This window comes from Mycolicibacterium duvalii (genome assembly GCF_010726645.1).
GTDB classification, from domain to species: domain Bacteria; phylum Actinomycetota; class Actinomycetes; order Mycobacteriales; family Mycobacteriaceae; genus Mycobacterium; species Mycobacterium duvalii.
In genome coordinates this window covers 1,720,650-1,738,944 of record NZ_AP022563.1, presented here as the reverse complement: position 1 = coordinate 1,738,944, position 18,295 = coordinate 1,720,650, and the positions used below count along the sequence as shown (strand labels likewise).

Below are 18,295 nucleotides of genomic sequence, written 5' to 3'. Positions count from 1 at the left end.
GTCGACGGATTCCGAGGCGCCTGGAATAGTTGACGACGAGCGTGCGGCCTCCTCGGCCGGCGCTGCGACACAACCGGCATGTACGTGCACATGTGGAAGGGACATTGATGACCTCACCGAGTGGGCCGCCGCAGGGCGCTGGCGGATATCCCGGACAGGCCCCGAATCAGGGCCACTCCGCCGGTGCGCACGCCGCCCCGGCGCCGTCGGGACCGGCGCAGTCCAACGGCTTGCAGAACGAGGTCCACACCCTGGAGCGGGCGATCTTCGAGGTCAAGCGGATCATCGTGGGCCAGGATCAACTCGTCGAGCGGATGCTGGTCGGGCTGCTCGCCAAAGGCCACGTGCTGCTCGAAGGTGTGCCCGGGGTGGCCAAGACGCTGGCGGTGGAGACGTTCGCCAAGGTCGTCGGCGGCACTTTCGCCCGAATCCAGTTCACCCCCGACCTGGTGCCCACCGACATCGTCGGTACCCGCATCTACCGGCAGGGTAAGGAGGAGTTCGACATCGAGCTCGGGCCGGTCGTGGTCAACTTCCTGCTCGCCGACGAGATCAACCGTGCTCCGGCCAAGGTGCAATCGGCGCTGCTGGAGGTGATGGCCGAACGCAAGATCTCGATCGGCGGCCGCACCTTCCCGCTGCCGAGCCCGTTCCTGGTGATGGCGACGCAGAACCCGATCGAACAGGAAGGCGTGTACCAGCTTCCGGAAGCCCAGCGCGACCGCTTCCTGTTCAAGCTCAACGTCGGCTATCCCTCGCCGGAGGAAGAGCGCGAGATCATCTACCGGATGGGCGTCAAGCCACCGGAGCCCAAGCCGATCCTGAGCACCGCCGACCTGCTGCGCCTGCAGGACGTCGCAGCCAACACCTTCGTCCACCACGCGTTGGTCGACTATGTCGTGCGCGTCGTCACCGCGACCCGCGAGCCGGAGAAGTTCGGCATGCCCGACGCGAAAGCGTGGATCGCCTATGGTGCGTCACCGCGCGCCTCGCTGGGCATCATCGCCGCGTCCCGGGCGCTGGCGCTGGTGCGAGGGCGGGACTACGTCATCCCGCAGGATGTCGTCGAGATCATTCCCGACGTGTTGCGGCACCGCCTGGTGTTGACCTACGACGCGCTGGCCGACGAGATCTCGTCGGAGACGGTCATCAACCGCATCCTGCAGACGGTGGCGCTGCCTCAGGTGAACGCGATTCCGCAGCAGGGGCCGGCGCCCCAGGTGGCCCCGTCGGCGGCTGCTGCGGCGAGTCGTTGACCCGAGGCCCGGAGTGACTTCACCTCCCGAATCCTCGGACGGCGCGCGCCCCCGTCGCGGCGTCGACCTGCCGTCGCTGCGACGCGGCGAAATCCGCGACCCCGCGCTGACGGCCGCCCTGCGCAAGCTCGAGCTGACGGTGCGCCGCAAGCTCGACGGCGTGCTGCACGGTGACCATCTCGGGTTGTTGCCGGGTCCCGGCTCGGAGCCGGGGGAGTCGCGGCTCTACCAGCCCGGCGACGACGTGCGGCGGATGGACTGGTCGGTGACGGCACGGACCACCCACCCGCACGTGCGGCAGATGATCGCCGACCGCGAGTTGGAGACCTGGTTGGTCGTCGATGTGTCGGCCAGTCTGGACTTCGGCACGGCCGGCTGCGAGAAGCGCGATCTGGCCGTCGCGGCCGCCGCGGCGATCGCGTTCCTCAACAGCGGGGGCGGTAACCGGTTGGGCGCCATCATCTCCAACGGCAACGAGATGCGGCGGGTGCCCGCACTGTCGGGGCGGATGCACGAGCAGGCGGTGCTGCGTGCCATCGCGACCACGCCGCGCGCACCGGTCGGCGTCCGCGGCGATCTGGCCGCGGCCATCGACGCGCTGCGTCGTCCCGAGCGCCGTCGCGGTATGGCGGTGATCATCAGTGACTTCCTCGGACCGATCAACTGGATGCGTCCGTTGCGCGCCATCGCGGGCCGCCACGAGGTGCTCGGGATCGAGATCCTCGACCCCCGTGACGTGGAACTGCCGCTGGTCGGCGATGTGGTGCTGCAGGACACCGAGACCGGACGGACCCGCGAATTCACCATCGACGAGCAACTGCGCACCGACTTCGCCAAAGCGGCGGCGGCGCACCGGGCCGACGTCGCCCGGACGTTGCGCCGATGCGACGCACCCTTGCTCACGCTGCGCACCGACCGGGACTGGATCGCCGACGTGGTGCGCTTCGTCGCAAGCCGCCGACGCGGTGCCCTGGCTGCCCGATAAATACGAAAAGACAAGTAGCACATGACTTTACCGTTGCTCGGACCGATGTCGCTGTCGGGCTTCGAACACCCGTGGTTCTTCCTGTTCTTCCTGGTGGTGCTCGGGCTGATCGGGCTCTACATCGTCGTGCAGTTGGCGCGCCACAAGCGGATGTTGCGCTTTGCGAACATGGAGCTGCTGGAGAGCGTGGCGCCCCAGCGGCCCAGCAGATTGCGGCACCTGCCGGCGATCCTGTTGATCCTGTCGCTGGTCTCGTTCACCATCGCGATGGCCGGCCCGACCCACGACGTCCGGATCCCGCGCAACCGCGCGGTGGTGATGCTGGTCGTCGACGTCTCCCAGTCGATGCGCGCCACCGACGTCGCCCCGAACCGGTTGACGGCGGCCCAGGAGGCGGCCAAGCAATTCGCCGATCAGCTGACGCCGGGGATCAACCTGGGTCTGATCGCCTACGCCGGCACCGCCACGGTGCTCGTCTCGCCGACCACCAACCGGGAAGCGACCAAGAACGCGATCGACAAGCTGCAGCTGGCCGACCGCACCGCCACCGGCGAGGGCATCTTCACCGCCCTGCAGGCGATCGCCACGGTGGGGGCGGTGATCGGTGGCGGAGACGAGCCGCCGCCGGCGCGGGTCGTGCTGATGTCCGACGGCAAGGAGACCGTGCCGTCGAACCCGGACAATCCCAAGGGTGCCTACACCGCCGCCCGTACCGCCAAGGACCAGGGCGTGCCGATCTCGACGGTGTCGTTCGGCACCCCGTACGGCTATGTCGAGATCAACGACCAGCGCCAGCCGGTGCCGGTCGACGACGAGATGCTCGGCAGGATCGCCGAGCTGTCCGGCGGCGAAGCGTTCACCGCGTCGAGCCTCGAGCAACTCAAGGACGTCTTCACCAACCTGCAGGAGCAGATCGGCTACGAGACCATCAAGGGCGACGCCAGCGTGGGCTGGTTGCGCCTGGGCGCCCTGGTGCTGGCCGGGGCGGCACTGGCAGCGCTGCTGATCAACCGCCGACTGCCCAGTTAGCTAAGGCGATTTCTTAAGAAGCGTGCGTACCGACTAAGTTGGCGACCATGACTTCGACGGAGAACGCCGCCGCGGAGACCGGAGGGGCCCGGCCCGCCTTCGTGTCCCGTTCGGTGCTGGTGACCGGTGGTAACCGCGGTATCGGCTTGGCGATCGCGCAGCGGCTGGCCGCCGACGGTCACAAGGTCGCCGTCACCCACCGCGGATCCGGTGCTCCGGAAGGCCTGTTCGGCGTCGAATGCGACGTCACCGACAGTGCGGCCGTCGACCGCGCCTTCACCGAGGTCGAGGAACACCAGGGGCCCGTCGAGGTGCTGGTGTCCAACGCCGGCATCTCCGCGGACGCGTTTCTGATGCGGATGACCGAGGAGAGGTTCCAGAAGGTCATCGACGCAAACCTGACCGGTGCGTTCCGGGTCACCCAGCGGGCGTCGCGCACCATGCAGCGCAAGCGCTTCGGCCGGATCATCTATGTGGGTTCGGTCTCCGGGATGTGGGGCATCGGCAACCAGGCCAACTACGCGGCTTCGAAGGCAGGCCTGATCGGGATGGCCCGCTCGATCTCCCGCGAGCTGTCCAAGGCCAACGTCACCGCGAACGTGGTGGCACCCGGCTACATCGACACCGAGATGACCCGGGCCCTCGACGAACGCATTCAGAAGGGCGCACTGGATTTCATCCCCGCCAAGCGGGTCGGTACCGCCGAGGAGGTCGCCGGCGTGGTCAGCTTCCTGGCGTCCGAGGATGCCAGTTACATCGCCGGCGCGGTGATCCCCGTCGACGGCGGCATGGGCATGGGCCACTAACACCAGATAAGGACTTCCACATGACAGGCTTTCTTCAGGGCAAGCGGATCCTCGTCACCGGGATCATCACCGACTCGTCGATCGCGTTCTACATCGCCAAGGTCGCTCAGGAGGCCGGCGCCGAACTCGTGCTGACCGGCTTCGACCGGATGAAGCTGATTCGTCGCATCTGCGACCGCCTGCCCAACCCGGCGCCGCTGATCGAGCTCGACGTGCAGAACTCCGAGCACCTCGACACCCTGGCCGATCGGGTCACCGCCGAGATCGGCGAGGGCAACAAACTCGACGGCGTCGTGCATTCGATCGGCTTCATGCCGCAGACCGGCATGGGCATCAACCCGTTCTTCGACGCCCCGTACGAGGATGTCGCCAAGGGCATCCACATCTCGGCCTACTCCTACGCGTCGCTGGCGAAGGCGCTGCTGCCCATCATGAACCCCGGCGGCGGAATCGTCGGCATGGACTTCGACCCGACACGGGCGATGCCGGCCTACAACTGGATGACCGTCGCCAAGAGCGCGCTGGAATCGGTCAACCGCTTCGTCGCACGGGAGGCGGGCAAGGTCGGTGTGCGCTCCAATCTGGTTGCCGCCGGACCGATCCGGACCCTGGCGATGAGCGCGATCGTCGGGGGCGCGCTCGGCGAGGAGGCCGGTGCGCAGATGCAGCTGCTCGAGGAGGGCTGGGATCAGCGCGCTCCGTTGGGATGGAACATGAAGGACCCGACCCCGGTCGCCAAGACCGTGTGCGCGCTGCTGTCGGACTGGCTGCCGGCCACCACCGGCACCGTCATCTACGCCGACGGCGGCGCCAGCACCCAGCTGTTGTGACGAGCTGACGTGGCCTCGTCCCCGGCGTCCTTCGATGCCCTACTGCTGCTGTCCTTCGGTGGGCCCGAGGGACCCGAGCAGGTGATGCCGTTCCTGGAGAACGTGACCAGGGGCCGGGGGATACCCAGGGAGCGGCTGGAATCGGTCGCTGAGCACTACCTGCATTTCGGTGGGGTGTCGCCGATCAACGGGATCAACCGCGATCTCATCGCGGCGATCGAGGCCGAACTGGACCGCCGCGGACGGCGGTTGCCGGTCTACTTCGGCAACCGTAACTGGACACCCTTCATCGAGGACACGGTGAAACAGATGCGCGACAACGGAGTTCGTCGCGCCGCGGTTTTCCCCACCTCCGCCTGGGGTGGCTACTCCGGATGTACCCAGTACCAGGAGGACATCGCTCGCGCCCGCGCGGCGACCGGCCCCGATGCGCCCGAAATGACGAAGCTGCGCCAGTATTTCGACCATCCGCTGCTGGTCGAGATGTTCGCCGACGCCATCGGCGAGGCCCGCGCCCAGTTGCCCGAGCAGGTGCGCGCGGGCGCACGGTTGGTGTTCACCGCCCACTCGATCCCGTTGCGCGCGGCCTCCCGCTGCGGGCCCGACCTCTACCAGCGCCAGGTCGCCCACGCGGCAGCGCTGGTCGCGCAGTCCGCCGGTTACTCCGACTACGACCAGGTTTGGCAGTCGCGGTCCGGACCGCCGCAGGTGCCGTGGCTGGAACCCGACGTGGGCGATCACCTCGAGTCGCTGGCCGAGCGTGGGGTGGACGCGGTGATCGCGTGCCCTGTCGGATTCGTCGCCGACCACATCGAGGTGGTCTGGGACCTCGACAACGAACTGGCCGAGCAGGCCGCCGCGGCGGGTATCGCCTATGCGCGGGCTCACACCCCCAACGCGTCGCCGCGCTTCGCGAGGCTGGTGGTGGACCTGATCGACGAGATCGAGAACGGAGCGCCGCCGGTCCGCGTCGGAGACCCCGACGTCGTGCCCGGTTACGGCTGTACCGTCAACGGCGCCCTGTGCACCCCGGCGTGTCAGGCCTGAGGGCTCAGCCCCGCCACGCGGACTGCAGGATCGCGTCCACCGCGGCCAGTCGCGCCGAACGCACCACCGAGATCAGCGGCCGCAGGGCGTCGCCGGCCAGCTGAACCTCCGAAGAGCTCTGCAGGCCGATCGGAATCAGCCCGGAGCTGACGGTGATGATCGCGTCGACGTGGGCGGCGTTCTCCAGCACCCGCACCGCTCGGGTCGGCGCATGGTCCGGAATACGATGCGCCAGCATGGTTTCCAACACCTGCTCGACCAGCGCGCGGGGATCACCGAGCTCGCTGCCCGAGGTGCCGGCGCGCAGTGCCCCCATAGCGTCGGCGGCCGACCGTACCGCGTCACGCAGCAGGTATTCGGCCTCGCCCAGGTCGAAATGCGGTGTGTGCGGAACGGCGTCGAAGGAGTACACCGTCCAGGCCAGCGCCGACAGCTCGGCCTCGAACTCGTCGTCGCCCGCCGCGTCGGCATCCTCGGAGTACTCGAAGTCGGGCACCAGGCCGACCGCGCCGTCGGGAGGGGCGACCAGGATTGCTTCCCCCGCGGTGACCGCGTCGCGGCCGAACTGCGTACCCGGCGGCAGGCCCCGGACGTCGCCCGGGACCGGCAACACCACCGAAATCACCGACGACGTCGTGCGCGGACTCGATGCGGTGCGCATCGTCTGGAGCAACGACACCGAGCCGACGTCGTCGAGGTCGGGCCACGCCAGACCGGTCCGCTCGGCGGCGACCGAATCGTAGGCCGTCACCGAATGCGTTGGCGCCCATTGGGATAGCGCGTCCAAGACGTCGTCGGGCGCGGCGGCGCCGGCCAACCAGGAGTTGGCCCACACCGACAGCGAAACACTAGGGCACCACATGATGGCTGCAGTGTAATTGCTGGCCGCCCGCCGGGCCGTTTACGCGTAGGCTGACTGACATGCCCGTTGCGTTGATCTGGCTGATCGCCGCCCTCGCTCTGGCGGGGGCCGAGGCGTTGACCGGCGATCTGTTCCTGCTCATGCTCAGCGGCGGCGCCTTGGCGGCTGCGGGGACGAGCTGGCTGCTGAACTGGCCCATCTGGGCGGACGGGTTGGTGTTCGCGGTCGTGTCGGTCCTGCTGTTGGTCGCGGTGCGGCCCGCGCTGCGACGGCGGATGACCTCCGGCACGGGTCTCCCGGAGCCGGCCAAGGCGCTGGAAGGTCGCAGCGCGCTGGTGCTCGACCGGGTCGCGCAGCACACCGGGCAGGTCAAGCTCGAGGGCGAGGTCTGGACGGCCCGGCCGCTCAACGAGAACGATGTCTTCGAACCCGGCGACCAGGTGACCGTCGTGCACATCGACGGCGCCACCGCCAAGGTCGTCAAGATCGCCTAGCAGAAGGAGTCCGTCGTGGATGGTGCCGTCGCAGGACTGATCCTGCTGGCCGTGCTGGTGGTGTTCGCCGCCATCGTGGTGGCCAAATCCGTCGCGTTGATCCCGCAGGCGGAGGCCGCCGTCATCGAGCGGCTGGGCCGCTACAGCAAGACGGTCTCGGGCCAGCTGACGCTGCTGCTGCCGTTCGTCGACAGGATTCGGGCCCGCGTGGACCTGCGGGAACGGGTGGTGTCGTTCCCACCGCAGCCGGTGATCACCGAGGACAACCTGACCGTGCAGATCGACACCGTGGTGTACTTCCAGGTCACCAACCCACAGGCGGCGGTGTACCAGATCAGCAACTACATCGTCGGCGTCGAACAGCTGACCACCACGACGCTGCGCAACCTGGTCGGCGGGATGACGCTGGAACAGACGCTGACCTCGCGCGACCAGATCAACACCGCATTGCGGGGTGTGCTCGACGAGGCCACCAACCGCTGGGGCCTGCGGGTCGCGCGCGTCGAGTTGCGCAGCATCGACCCGCCGCCGTCGATCCAGGACTCGATGGAAAAGCAGATGCGTGCCGACCGGGAGAAGCGCGCGATGATCCTGACCGCCGAAGGGCACCGCGAGTCGGCGATCAAGCAGGCCGAGGGTGAGAAGCAGGCCGCGATCCTGTCGGCCGAGGGCGCCAAGCAGGCAGCCATCCTGTCGGCCGAGGCCGACCGGCAGTCCCGCATGCTGCGTGCTCAGGGTGAACGGGCCGCCGCGTACCTGCAGGCGCAGGGCCAGGCGAAGGCCATCGAGAAGACGTTCGCCGCGATCAAGGCGGGCCGCCCCACCCCGGAACTGCTGGCCTACCAGTATCTGCAGACGTTGCCGCAGATGGCGCAGGGTGAGGCCAACAAGGTGTGGCTGGTGCCCAGCGATTTCGGCTCGGCGCTGCAGGGTTTCACGAAACTGCTCGGCGCACCCGGCGAGGACGGGGTGTTCCGGTACACGCCCTCGCCGGTCGAGGAGGGCGCGCAGCGGCCGGAGGACGATTCCGACGAGGTTGCCGACTGGTTCTCCACCGAGACCGATCCCGCGATCGCCCAGGCGGTGGCCAAGGCCGAGGCCGAGGCCCGTTCCTCGGTCGAGGGACCGGGCCTGCTGTCCTCGGCCCCGCCCGGGGTGCAGCTCAACGCACCGGCTCGCCAGCCGGCCGAGCAGCCGGCCAGCCCGAAGCCGTCGGAATAGCGCCATGGCCGAGCTGAACTCGACAAGAACCTATGCGGTGCTGGCTGCGTTCCAGGCCGTCGATGCGGCCGCCTGCCTCGGCCCGGTCGCGCCGATCGAGGAGGCGCTCACCACCGTCGGGTTGCCCAAGAGGTTCTGGCCGGTCCTGCCCGTGGTGAAAGCAGCCTCGGCGCTGGGGCTGCTGTCGGTGTTCCGTTTCCCGGCGCTGGCCCGCGTGACGACGTTTCTGCTCACCGTCTACTTCGTACTGGCTGCGGGCTCGCACATCCGGGCCCGGGACTGGAGCCCGGGCTTGGTCGCGTCGTCGACGTTCCTGGCGCTCTATGGTGCGCTGACGGTGAAAGGGCCGGCGGTCGTTACGAGGTGATCGACGGCACCTCGGTCGGCGCGGTAGCGCGCCGGTGGCCGCGCAGCTCGTAGACCAGACCGGCGATACCGACACTGGCGGTGCACGCCGAGACCAGCACCAACAGCGGGTTCACCTGCCCGGTCAGCGCGTCGCCGAGGATCACCACGGCTGCCGTGCCCGGCAGCAGTCCGGCCAGCGTCGCCAGCGTGTAGGGCGCGGTGCGCACGGCCGACGCGCCGGCCGCGTAGTTGAGCACCGAGAACGGCACGGCGGGAATCAACCGCATCGCCACCACCGCGGCCCACCCGCGCTCGCGCAACCGAACGTCGAGTGCGTCGATGCGCGGATATCCGACGAGCCGGTTCAGTTGCCAGCCGGCCGCCCGCACCAGCATCAGCGCCAACACCGCACTGGCGGTGCTGGCCGCAACGGCGATCGGGATGCCGAGGTACGGACCGAACAACAGCCCGGCGGCCAATGTGAAAGCCGTGCGCGGAAACGGGAACACCGTGACCGCGATGTGGGCGGCCAGAAACGCCAGCGGAAACCACGCTCCGACCGAGGTCGCCCAGTCGCGCAGTTGGACCGCGGTGGGCACCGGCACCCACACCGCGACTGCGACGAGAATCACAATCGCGGTCGAGACCACCAGCAGCCGGGTCCTGGAAAGGGATCGGACCGTGGCCAGCGCCGCGGCGCCCACGGTGCGCAGCGTGTTGACGACGGCTTTCACGTCTACCCACCTTACGGGCCGGGCGTGAATCGGCCCTGTCGGCGGCGTGACGAGTTGGCCGACCGGCGTACTCTGGCGCGATGGCCATCATTTAGCCTGATGGCGTGCAGAAACCCAGCGCCGGCGCTGCCGGGGGAGTACTCGATTCCGATCTCGACCGCTGGCGCTCGGCAGTGGCGGGCGTTCTGGCCAAGTCCACGCGGCGCGAGCCCGCCGATCTGCCCGCCGAGCCCGAGCGGCTGCTCGATTCCGAGACTTACGAGGGTTTCCCGATCCGTCCGCTCTACACCAGGGCCGATGAGATCACCGAGCCGCCGCTGCCAGGGCGGTGGCCGTTCACCCGCGGCGGAGACGCGCTGCGCGACGTCAAGACCGGCTGGAAGGTCGCCGAGGCGTTCCCGGTCGACGTTGGCGCCGTCGAGTCGGCCAACGGCACGGTGCTACTGGGGCTCACCGAAGGAATCAGCGCGCTGGTCCTGCGCATCGGGGAGCACGGACCCGGCCGCCCGGCGATCGCGCCCGCTGAACTCGGTCGTCTGCTCGACGGTGTCTACCTGGATCTGGTCCCGGTCATCGCCGACATCGCCGGTGACGGCGCGACGTTCCGCGCGGCGGCCGACGAGTTGCTCGCCGCGCTCGACGGCCTCGACGACGATCAGCGTGCACGGCTGTCGGTCGACCTGGGCGCCGACCCGCTGACCGCGGCGCTGTCGGGCCGCCCGGCCGCGGAGCTGGCCGACGCCGTTGCTGTGGCCACGACGAGCAAGGTCGGCGGTTTCGGTGGCCATGTCCGCACCTTCACCGTCGACGGGCCGACTCTGCACGATGCCGGCGCCAACGCGTCCTGGGAGCTCGGCGCCGCCATCGCCGCCGGGGTGACCTACGTACGCACGCTGACCGAGGCGGGGCTGTCGGTCGGCGACGCGCTGGCTCAGATCAGTTTCCGGTTCTCCGTCGGCGACGACCAGTTCCTCGGTATCGCGAAACTGCGCGCCGCACGCCAACTCTGGGCCCGGGTCGCCGAGGTCGTGGGGGAGCCCGGCGCCGGTGCCGCCACCATCCACGCGGAGACGTCGCTGCCGATGATGGCCCAGCGCGATCCCTGGGTGAACATGCTGCGCACCACGGTGGCGGCGTTCGCCGCGGGTATCGGGAATGCCGACACGGTCCTGGTCCACCCGTTCGACGTCGCGATCGAGGGCGGGTTCCCGGGTACGGCACGCAGCTTCGCGCGGCGGATCGCCCGCAACACTCAGCTGCTGCTGCTCGAGGAATCGCACCTGGGTCAGGTGCTGGATCCCGCGGGCGGGTCGTGGTTCGTCGAGGATCTGACCCACCAGGTGGCCGAGCAGGCGTGGGCCCATTTCCAGGAGATCGAGGCCGCCGGCGGATTCGCGGCGGCGCGGGAGTTGATCACCGCCCGCATCGCGGAGGTCGCGGCGCGCCGGGCCGCCGACATCGCGCACCGCCGCACCGCGCTGACCGGGGTCAACGAGTTTCCCGACCTGGCCGAAGTGCCACTGCCGCAAGGGAACCCGCTGCCGGAGGTGCGGCGCTACGCCACGGACTTCGAAGCCCTGCGGGACCGTTCGGACGCCTACCTGGCCGCCCGGGGCGCGCGGCCGACCGCGTTGCTGCTGCCACTGGGGCCGCTGGCCGAGCACAACATCCGGGCCACGTTCGCGGTGAACCTGCTGGCGGCGGGCGGGATCGAAGCCGTCAACCCGGGGCCGCTGCAGGCCGCCGGAGTCGCCGACGCGGTCGAGCAGGCCGGGGTCACCGCGGTGGCGGTGATCTGCGGCACCGATGCCCGCTACGGCGAGGAGGTCGCCGGTGTGGTCGATGCGGCCCGCGCCGCCGGGGTCGAGCACATCCTGCTGGCCGGTCCGGAGAAGGCGATCGCCGACGCCGTGACCAGACCCGACGGCTACCTGACCGCGAAAATCGATGCCGTCGAAGCCTTGTCGGACCTGTTGACCCGATTGGGGGCGTGAGATGACCGCGACCGAACCGAAGAAGATCGACAGCTTCGCCGAGGTCTCACTGTACGGCGACACCGAGGCCGCGGCCCCGACGCCGGCGCAGGCCGGCGAGCAGTTCGACGCCGCCGCGGCCGCGCACGGCTACACCGCCGAACAGCTGACGTGGGAGACACCGGAGGGGATCGACGTCAAGTCGGTGTACATCGGCGCCGACCGGGACCACGTCGCCACGGCCGGTTATCCGCTCGACAGCGTGCCGGGCGAGCCGCCGTACGTCCGCGGCCCCTACCCGACGATGTATGTCAACCAGCCGTGGACCATCCGGCAGTACGCCGGCTTCTCCACCGCCGCGGAGTCCAACGCGTTCTACCGGCGCAACCTCGCGGCCGGCCAGAAGGGCCTCTCGGTGGCCTTCGATCTGGCGACCCACCGCGGTTACGACTCCGATCACCCGCGGGTGGCCGGTGACGTCGGCATGGCGGGCGTGGCCATCGACTCCATCCTCGACATGCGCCAGCTCTTCGACGGCATCGACCTGTCCACGGTGAGCGTGTCGATGACGATGAACGGTGCTGTGCTGCCGATCCTGGCCCTGTATGTGGTGGCCGCCGAGGAGCAGGGGGTACCGCCGGAGAAACTGGCCGGGACCATCCAGAACGACATCCTCAAGGAGTTCATGGTCCGCAACACCTACATCTATCCGCCCCAGCCCTCCATGCGGATCATCTCCGACATCTTCGGCTACACCAGCACGAAGATGCCCAAGTTCAACAGCATCTCCATTTCGGGCTATCACATCCAGGAGGCCGGTGCGACCGCCGACCTCGAGCTGGGCTACACGCTCGCCGACGGCGTGGAGTACATCAAGGCCGGCCTGGATGCCGGTCTGGACATCGACAAGTTCGCGCCGCGCCTGTCCTTCTTCTGGGGCATCGGCATGAACTTCTTCATGGAGGTGGCCAAGCTGCGCGCCGGCCGGTTGCTCTGGAGCGAGCTGGTCGCCCAATTCGAACCGAAGAATCCGAAATCGCTGTCCCTGCGCACCCATTCGCAGACCTCCGGGTGGTCGCTGACCGCGCAGGACGCGTTCAACAACGTCGCCCGCACCTGCATCGAGGCGATGGCCGCGACCCAGGGGCACACCCAGTCGCTGCACACCAACGCCCTCGACGAAGCGCTCGCGCTGCCCACCGATTTCTCGGCGCGCATCGCGCGCAACACCCAGCTGCTGCTGCAGCAGGAATCGGGGACCACCCGACCCATCGACCCCTGGGGCGGGTCCTACTACGTCGAGTGGCTGACCCATCAGCTGGCCGAGAAGGCCCGCGGTCACATCCAGGAGATCGCCGAGCACGGCGGGATGGCGCAAGCGATCAGCGACGGCATCCCGAAACTGCGCATCGAGGAAGCCGCGGCACGCACCCAGGCCCGCATCGACTCGGGGCAACAGCCGGTCATCGGGGTCAACAAGTATCAGGTGGACGAGGACCACGAGATCGAGGTCCTCAAGGTGGAGAACAGCCGCGTGCGCGCCGAGCAGATCGCCAAGCTCGAGCGGTTGCGGGCCGAGCGCGACGACGCCGCCACGGCTGCTGCGCTGGCCGAATTGACCCGCGCGGCCGCGGCATCCGGCACGGCCGGGGAAGACGGGCTGGGCAACAACCTGCTCGCGCTGGCCATCAACGCAGCGCGGGCCAAAGCCACCGTCGGTGAGATCTCCGACGCGCTGGAGAAGGTCTACGGCAGACACCAGGCCGAGATCCGGACCATCGCCGGGGTGTACCGAGACGAGGTGGGAATGGCCAGCAACGTCAGTAACGCGACCGAACTGGTCGAGAAGTTCGCCGAGGCCGACGGCCGGCGCCCGCGCATCCTGGTCGCCAAGATGGGCCAGGACGGGCACGACCGCGGGCAGAAGGTGATCGCGACCGCGTTCGCCGACATCGGTTTCGACGTCGACGTGGGCTCGCTGTTCTCGACACCGGAGGAGGTGGCACGCCAGGCCGCCGACAACGACGTGCACGTCGTCGGGGTGTCGTCGCTGGCCGCCGGCCATCTGACGCTGGTTCCCGCGCTGCGCGACGCGCTGGCAGAGGTCGGCCGGCCCGACATCATGATCGTCGTCGGTGGGGTGATCCCGCCGACAGACTTCGACGAGCTCTACGCGGCCGGCGCCACCGCGATCTTCCCGCCGGGCACCGTGATCGCCGACGCCGCGATCGGGCTCCTCGACAAACTCGCCGAACGCCTCGGCTACAGCTTGAGCTAGATGAGTCAGCCGGTCCCGCCGGATTCCCCGGTCACGTCGAACCTGTCCACCGGTGAGCTCGCGGCAGCGCTGCGCGGCGGGGACCGCTCGGCGCTGGCACGCGCGATCACGCTGGTGGAGTCGACCCGTCCGGATCACCGGCAGCAGGCCCAGGAGCTGCTGCTGGAGCTGACCGACTCTGCCGGCAGCGCGTTGCATGTCGGTATCACCGGGGTGCCGGGGGTCGGCAAGTCGACCGCGATCGAGGCGTTGGGCATGCACCTCATCGATCGGGGGCACCGCGTGGCCGTGCTCGCGGTGGACCCGTCCTCGACACGCACCGGCGGATCCATCCTGGGTGACAAGACCCGGATGGCCCGGCTGGCGGTACATCCCGACGCCTACATCCGGCCCTCGCCGACTTCGGGCACCCTCGGCGGTGTCGCCAAAGCCACCCGCGAGACGATCGTGCTCCTCGAGGCGGCCGGTTACGACGTCATCATGGTCGAGACCGTCGGTGTCGGTCAGTCCGAGGTCACGGTGGCCAACATGGTCGACACCTTCGTCTTTCTCACGCTCGCTCGCACCGGCGACCAGTTGCAGGGCATCAAGAAGGGGGTGCTCGAACTCGCCGACATCATCGTGGTCAACAAGGCCGACGGTGAGCACGCCGTGGAGGCCAAGGCTGCCGCGCGCGAACTCACCGGCGCTATCCGGCTGATCTACCCCCGCGAAACGCTCTGGCGGCCGCCGGTGCTGACGATGAGCGCCCTGGAGGGGACCGGTCTGGCCGAGCTGTGGGAGACCGTGCTCCGACACCGCGACGTGCTGACCGAGGCGGGCGAGTTCGACGCCCGCCGGCGCACCCAGCAGGTCGAGTGGACGTGGTCGATGGTGCGTGACACCGTGCTCGACCGGGTGCTGTCCAGCCCGGGGGTGCGGGCCATCCGAGCCAGTGTCGAGCGGCAGGTCCGCGACGGATCGCTGACTCCGACGCTGGCTGCGCAGCAAATCCTGGACGCCGTCGAACAACCGTCCGATTCCGCTACCTAACGAATCGATAAAGCCGCGTTTGTTAGCCGCGTCACAGGGTAAATTGTGCTCATCGTGACAGGCGTCAACAGTTCGGAGCGCAACGTGGCGTACTCCCAGCAGCGGTGGGGCGAGAATCTCCCGCGCGGCGTCCGCGGAGCGGCGGACCCAAACTTCGCGCATGCGGTGCGCGCCTTCGCCCAGATGTTCCCGTGGAAGCGTTTCGGTGGCGGGGCGCTGGCGGTCTATCTGGACGGGGAGTGCGTCGTCGACGTCTGGGCCGGCTGGGCGGACCGAAAAGGCAAGCGGCGCTGGGTCGCCGACACCGCACCCATGGTGTTCTCGGCGACCAAGGGGGTCGCGGCCACTGTCATCCACCGGCTCGCCGACCGCGGGCTGATCGACTACGACGCGCCGGTCGCGGAGTACTGGCGGGAGTTCGGAGCCAACGGGAAATCCGCCATCACCGTCCGCGACGCGTTACGGCACCGGGCCGGGCTGTCGCAGCTCAACGGTGCCGACAGAACCCACCTGATGGACCACCTGGTCATGGAGGACCGGTTGGCCGCCGCGCCGGCCAGCTGGTTGCTCGGCAAGCCGGCCTACCACGCGTTCACGTTCGGCTGGCTGCTGTCGGGTCTCGCGCGCTCGGTCACCGGACAGGGCATGCGCGACCTGGTCCGCACCGAGGTGGCAGCCCCGCTGAACACCGACGGTCTGCACATCGGCCGTCCGCCCGCGGAGGCGCCGACCCACGCCGCGCGGATCATCGGCCCGCAGAGCAGGCTGCAGAACCCCGTCTTCAACTTCGTCGCGCCGCATCTGGCGGCGTTGCCGTTCTCCGCCGGCTTCGGTGCCATCTACTTCCCGGGGGTCAAGTCCTTCGTCCAGGGCGACACCCCACTGCTCGACGGCGAGATCCCGGCGGCCAACGGGGTGGCCACCGCGCGTGCGCTGGCCAAGATGTACGGCGCGATCGCGAACGGCGGGCGCATCGACGGCATGCAGTACCTGTCCAAGGAGACGGCGGCCGCGCTGGTCGGCCGGCGTAGCCTGCGTCCCGACCACTGCATGGTGATGCCGCTGTCGTTCCACCTCGGCTACCACGGCCTGCCCATCCCGGGTTTGATGCCGGGGTTCGGACACGTCGGACTGGGTGGATCGCTCGGGTGGGCCGATCCGCAGACCGGGCTGGCGTTCGGGTTCGTGCACAACCGGTTGCTCACCCCGCTGGTGGTCAGCGACCAGGCCGGGTTCGTCGCCACCGCGGCGTTGATCCGCCGGGGCGCCGTGGCGGCCCGCCGCAACGGCTATCGCGCGGTGCCGGAGTTCGGTGCCCCGTTCGCCGACGTGGCCGCGTCGGCCGCCGTGTAGTCGACCTCAGGACTTCGCGCCGGTGAACCACTTGGTCTTCAGGCGCCACGAATGCGCCGAGGTCAGTGCGAAACCGGCGCCGCAGGCGCACGCGAACACCCACACCAGGGTGGTGCCCTGAACCGTTTGCAGCTGCGGGAAGAACGCCGTGGTGATACGCACCAGGCAGGCCACGATCCCCATCGCGGACGCGAACAGGTACACGTTGGCGATCGGTCGCGACCGGGGATCGTGACGCAGGATCAGCAACGCCCGAGCGCCGTACCCGAGTAGATAGATCAGCATGCCGCACAGCAACAGCCAGTACATGTTCAGCCAGAAGTCGGTGGGGACGTCGAAGAAATCGGGGCGGTAGATCGCCGCACCGTTGCCCAACCAGAACGCCGCCAGTAGCAGCGGGATGCACAGCGTGGCCGGCAGTTCGACGTGCGAGCGGAACCGCTGCTGCAAAGCGTGGTCGTATTCGAGCCGGCCCAGCGCGTTGTAGACCACGGCCGAGGCGGCCACGATGTAGCAGTCATGGCCGAGGTAGTCCTCGAGGTTCCATTTGCCGGTCAGGGAGTACAGCCACTGGCCGACGGTTTCGGATGCCCACGGCGACATCAGCACCACCGCTGCGCCCTGCAGCGCGATGTTGAGGGTGGCGGCGACTTCCCAACGGCATGACCAGGTCACGCGGCGGATCCACAGGCTCCACGCGATGCACAGGAGTGTGATCGCGATCAGTGGTGCCAGGGCCATGAGGGTCGTCGCTTTCGGGGAACCGCGTTGTCAGCAAATCCTAGGGGCTGACCGTTCTACAGTGGGGGAGCGTCCATGCGGGGTGTCAGCTCCGAGAGTTTGGGCGGCCGCTTCGCCTCGGTGCGTTCGGCGGTCTGCGGGAGGGTGGCGACCAGTTGTGCCGGGCCGGCCGCCTCGACGTAGCTCCACACTTCCTGCCGGCTCATCAACCCGAATTGAATCTGCAGGTCCGGGTAGCTCAGCTGGAAGCGATCCGCGACCCGGCGCAGCTCCTCGGCATTGGGATAGTCGGCCTCTTTGATGCGCCGGTAATAGGTGCTGCTGGAGATGCCGAGCGCGTCAAAGATGTCCTTCGCGTCGATCTCGCCGTCGAGGAGATAATCGAGCAGGGCTTTGAGCTGGCGGCCGTTCTCGTCAGTCCGGGGCACCTGATCACCATAAACCCCGCACGCGCTCCGGGGGAATCCTCCCGGCAAACAGACAGCACACCCTTAATTGACACTGCCGTCACAGTTTTGGGAGCAGTCTCCCAAATTTGGGACAACCGCTGTACGGTTAGCTGCATGGTCGCTCCCCATATCGCTGACGAGGTCAGGCATCCCCTCGTCGCATCCGCCCCCGTAACGCTGGAGGTCTTCGACCGTCCCGCCGGGGGTGTTGCGCCGAGTTTCGACACAGTGCGCACGTCGCCATCGAGCGAATTGATCGTCGAGCTGGACGCGGCAGCGGAGTGGCTCGGCGTGCAGCCCGAGGAGATCCTGCTGGCCGCTCTCGGGCGCGTCTTCGGCCGCACCCGCGGGGATGGTGCGGTGTCCGTCGACGTCACCGGCGGCCAGCGCTGGCTCCACCACCCCGTGTCGTTGCTGTGCGCGGCGGCGGTGCCGATGGGGCCCACCGAGTTGCTGCAGGGCGCCCACGCCGCGCTGTCGGACGCCCCGGGCGTCGCCGGGCCGCAGTCCGAGGTGCTGCTCGAGGTGGGGCCGGCCGCAAATCAGGCCGCCAGCCATGCGCTTACCGTGCATGTGCACCGAGTCGGCGACGCCCTGCAGGCGGACTGGAGCTATGACACCACTCGGCTCGACCGGTACTCCGTCGAGGAGATGGCCGAGCAGTTCCCGCTCGCGCTGATCGAGATCACCTCGGACGCCGCGGCACCGCTGTAGGTGCCGAGCCGTCGCCGGGTTTCGGCGGCGGTCTGATCGCGGCTAGAATGTCGGCCAGCGACAATGATCCGGCCATCACCGGGGAGTCTTCGGAAGAACGGCGTCGGGGCTTGGTTGACGCTCAGTAGAACCGAACGGGTAGG

Annotated in this window: 18 protein-coding genes; 14 read left to right on the top strand and 4 right to left on the bottom strand. The window is 68.8% G+C overall.

Going from position 1 to position 18,295, the window contains the following annotated elements:
* The first annotated feature begins 107 nt into the window (after positions 1-107).
* The 6 genes from moxR1 (at position 108) to G6N31_RS07920 (ending at position 5,953) form a co-directional block, all read left to right on the top strand.
* Positions 108-1,256 (top strand): chaperone MoxR1, encoded by a 1,149-nt coding sequence (gene moxR1, locus G6N31_RS07945; RefSeq protein ID WP_098001271.1) that lies wholly within the window; start codon positions 108-110, stop codon positions 1,254-1,256.
* Between the two features lie 76 nt (positions 1,257-1,332).
* The gene (locus G6N31_RS07940) at positions 1,333-2,241 is read left to right on the top strand and encodes a DUF58 domain-containing protein (RefSeq protein WP_098001487.1); all 909 of its coding nucleotides are present in this window, start codon (positions 1,333-1,335) and stop codon (positions 2,239-2,241) included.
* A gap of 21 nt (positions 2,242-2,262) precedes the next feature.
* Positions 2,263-3,270 (top strand): VWA domain-containing protein, encoded by a 1,008-nt coding sequence (locus tag G6N31_RS07935; RefSeq protein ID WP_098001273.1) that lies wholly within the window; start codon positions 2,263-2,265, stop codon positions 3,268-3,270.
* Positions 3,271-3,317: 47 nt separating this feature from the next.
* Positions 3,318-4,076 carry a 3-oxoacyl-ACP reductase FabG1 gene (gene fabG1 / locus G6N31_RS07930; protein WP_098001275.1) on the top strand — a complete coding sequence of 253 codons (759 nt, stop codon included), beginning with the start codon at positions 3,318-3,320 and terminating at the stop codon, positions 4,074-4,076.
* A 20-nt stretch (positions 4,077-4,096) separates the two neighbouring features.
* Complete coding sequence (gene inhA, locus G6N31_RS07925) at positions 4,097-4,906, top strand: NADH-dependent enoyl-ACP reductase InhA (protein ID WP_098001277.1); 810 nt, start codon at positions 4,097-4,099, stop codon at positions 4,904-4,906.
* 84 nt (positions 4,907-4,990) lie between these two features.
* A complete protein-coding gene (locus tag G6N31_RS07920; protein WP_234815158.1) occupies positions 4,991-5,953 on the top strand; it encodes a ferrochelatase in 963 nt (320 codons plus the stop codon).
* A gap of 4 nt (positions 5,954-5,957) precedes the next feature.
* Here G6N31_RS07920 and G6N31_RS07915 read toward each other — a convergent pair whose 3' ends face one another.
* Positions 5,958-6,815 (bottom strand): Rv1486c family protein, encoded by an 858-nt coding sequence (locus tag G6N31_RS07915; protein ID WP_098001281.1) that lies wholly within the window; start codon positions 6,813-6,815, stop codon positions 5,958-5,960.
* A 59-nt stretch (positions 6,816-6,874) separates the two neighbouring features.
* Here G6N31_RS07915 and G6N31_RS07910 point away from each other — a divergent pair, with 59 nt between their 5' ends.
* The 3 genes from G6N31_RS07910 to G6N31_RS07900 are packed head-to-tail and all read left to right on the top strand — an operon-like array spanning position 6,875 to position 8,897.
* Positions 6,875-7,309: an NfeD family protein gene (locus G6N31_RS07910; RefSeq protein ID WP_098001283.1), complete on the top strand. Its 435-nt coding sequence runs from the start codon at positions 6,875-6,877 to the stop codon at positions 7,307-7,309.
* A 15-nt stretch (positions 7,310-7,324) separates the two neighbouring features.
* Positions 7,325-8,530, top strand: coding sequence for an SPFH domain-containing protein (locus G6N31_RS07905; protein ID WP_098001285.1), 1,206 nt, complete (start codon positions 7,325-7,327; stop codon positions 8,528-8,530).
* Positions 8,531-8,534: 4 nt separating this feature from the next.
* Positions 8,535-8,897: a DoxX family protein gene (locus G6N31_RS07900; RefSeq protein ID WP_098001287.1), complete on the top strand. Its 363-nt coding sequence runs from the start codon at positions 8,535-8,537 to the stop codon at positions 8,895-8,897.
* Here the strand turns inward: G6N31_RS07900 and G6N31_RS07895 are convergent.
* On the bottom strand, positions 8,887-9,612 hold the full coding sequence (locus G6N31_RS07895; RefSeq protein WP_098001289.1) for a TVP38/TMEM64 family protein: 726 nt from the start codon (positions 9,610-9,612) through the stop codon (positions 8,887-8,889). The two genes, G6N31_RS07900 and G6N31_RS07895, sit on opposite strands and share 11 nt — an antisense overlap.
* A 104-nt stretch (positions 9,613-9,716) precedes the next feature.
* Between G6N31_RS07895 and mutA the strand changes: the two genes are divergently transcribed.
* The 4 genes from mutA to lipL are packed head-to-tail and all read left to right on the top strand — an operon-like array spanning position 9,717 to position 16,248.
* A complete protein-coding gene (gene mutA, locus G6N31_RS07890) occupies positions 9,717-11,606 on the top strand; it encodes a methylmalonyl-CoA mutase small subunit (protein WP_098001291.1) in 1,890 nt (629 codons plus the stop codon).
* Position 11,607: 1 nt separating this feature from the next.
* Positions 11,608-13,863: a methylmalonyl-CoA mutase gene (gene scpA / locus G6N31_RS07885; protein ID WP_098001293.1), complete on the top strand. Its 2,256-nt coding sequence runs from the start codon at positions 11,608-11,610 to the stop codon at positions 13,861-13,863.
* Positions 13,864-14,895, top strand: coding sequence for a methylmalonyl Co-A mutase-associated GTPase MeaB (meaB, locus tag G6N31_RS07880; protein ID WP_098001295.1), 1,032 nt, complete (start codon positions 13,864-13,866; stop codon positions 14,893-14,895).
* 54 nt (positions 14,896-14,949) lie between these two features.
* Positions 14,950-16,248 carry an esterase/beta-lactamase LipL gene (lipL, locus tag G6N31_RS07875; RefSeq protein ID WP_098001489.1) on the top strand — a complete coding sequence of 433 codons (1,299 nt, stop codon included), beginning with the start codon at positions 14,950-14,952 and terminating at the stop codon, positions 16,246-16,248.
* Positions 16,249-16,254: 6 nt separating this feature from the next.
* On the opposite strand, the gene G6N31_RS07870 is transcribed toward lipL, so the two are convergent.
* Entirely contained in the window at positions 16,255-16,989 is a 735-nt protein-coding gene (locus G6N31_RS07870) for a hypothetical protein (protein ID WP_098001297.1), read from the bottom strand.
* Between the two features lie 56 nt (positions 16,990-17,045).
* Positions 17,046-17,417 carry a transcriptional regulator gene (locus G6N31_RS07865; RefSeq protein WP_098001299.1) on the bottom strand — a complete coding sequence of 124 codons (372 nt, stop codon included), beginning with the start codon at positions 17,415-17,417 and terminating at the stop codon, positions 17,046-17,048.
* A 135-nt stretch (positions 17,418-17,552) separates the two neighbouring features.
* Here G6N31_RS07865 and G6N31_RS07860 point away from each other — a divergent pair, with 135 nt between their 5' ends.
* Entirely contained in the window at positions 17,553-18,152 is a 600-nt protein-coding gene (locus G6N31_RS07860; RefSeq protein ID WP_098001301.1) for a hypothetical protein, read from the top strand.
* Positions 18,153-18,295 lie beyond the last annotated feature (143 nt).

Coding starts and splice junctions, on each gene's coding strand:
- moxR1 (WP_098001271.1), top strand. CDS start 108: ATGACCTCACCGAGTGGGCCGCCGCAGGGCGCTGGCGGATATCCCGGA.
- G6N31_RS07935 (WP_098001273.1), top strand. CDS start 2,263: ATGACTTTACCGTTGCTCGGACCGATGTCGCTGTCGGGCTTCGAACAC.
- fabG1 (WP_098001275.1), top strand. CDS start 3,318: ATGACTTCGACGGAGAACGCCGCCGCGGAGACCGGAGGGGCCCGGCCC.
- inhA (WP_098001277.1), top strand. CDS start 4,097: ATGACAGGCTTTCTTCAGGGCAAGCGGATCCTCGTCACCGGGATCATC.
- G6N31_RS07920 (WP_234815158.1), top strand. CDS start 4,991: ATGCCGTTCCTGGAGAACGTGACCAGGGGCCGGGGGATACCCAGGGAG.
- G6N31_RS07915 (WP_098001281.1), bottom strand. CDS start 6,815: ATGTGGTGCCCTAGTGTTTCGCTGTCGGTGTGGGCCAACTCCTGGTTG.
- G6N31_RS07910 (WP_098001283.1), top strand. CDS start 6,875: ATGCCCGTTGCGTTGATCTGGCTGATCGCCGCCCTCGCTCTGGCGGGG.
- G6N31_RS07900 (WP_098001287.1), top strand. CDS start 8,535: ATGGCCGAGCTGAACTCGACAAGAACCTATGCGGTGCTGGCTGCGTTC.
- scpA (WP_098001293.1), top strand. CDS start 11,608: ATGACCGCGACCGAACCGAAGAAGATCGACAGCTTCGCCGAGGTCTCA.
- meaB (WP_098001295.1), top strand. CDS start 13,864: ATGAGTCAGCCGGTCCCGCCGGATTCCCCGGTCACGTCGAACCTGTCC.
- G6N31_RS07870 (WP_098001297.1), bottom strand. CDS start 16,989: ATGGCCCTGGCACCACTGATCGCGATCACACTCCTGTGCATCGCGTGG.
- G6N31_RS07860 (WP_098001301.1), top strand. CDS start 17,553: ATGGTCGCTCCCCATATCGCTGACGAGGTCAGGCATCCCCTCGTCGCA.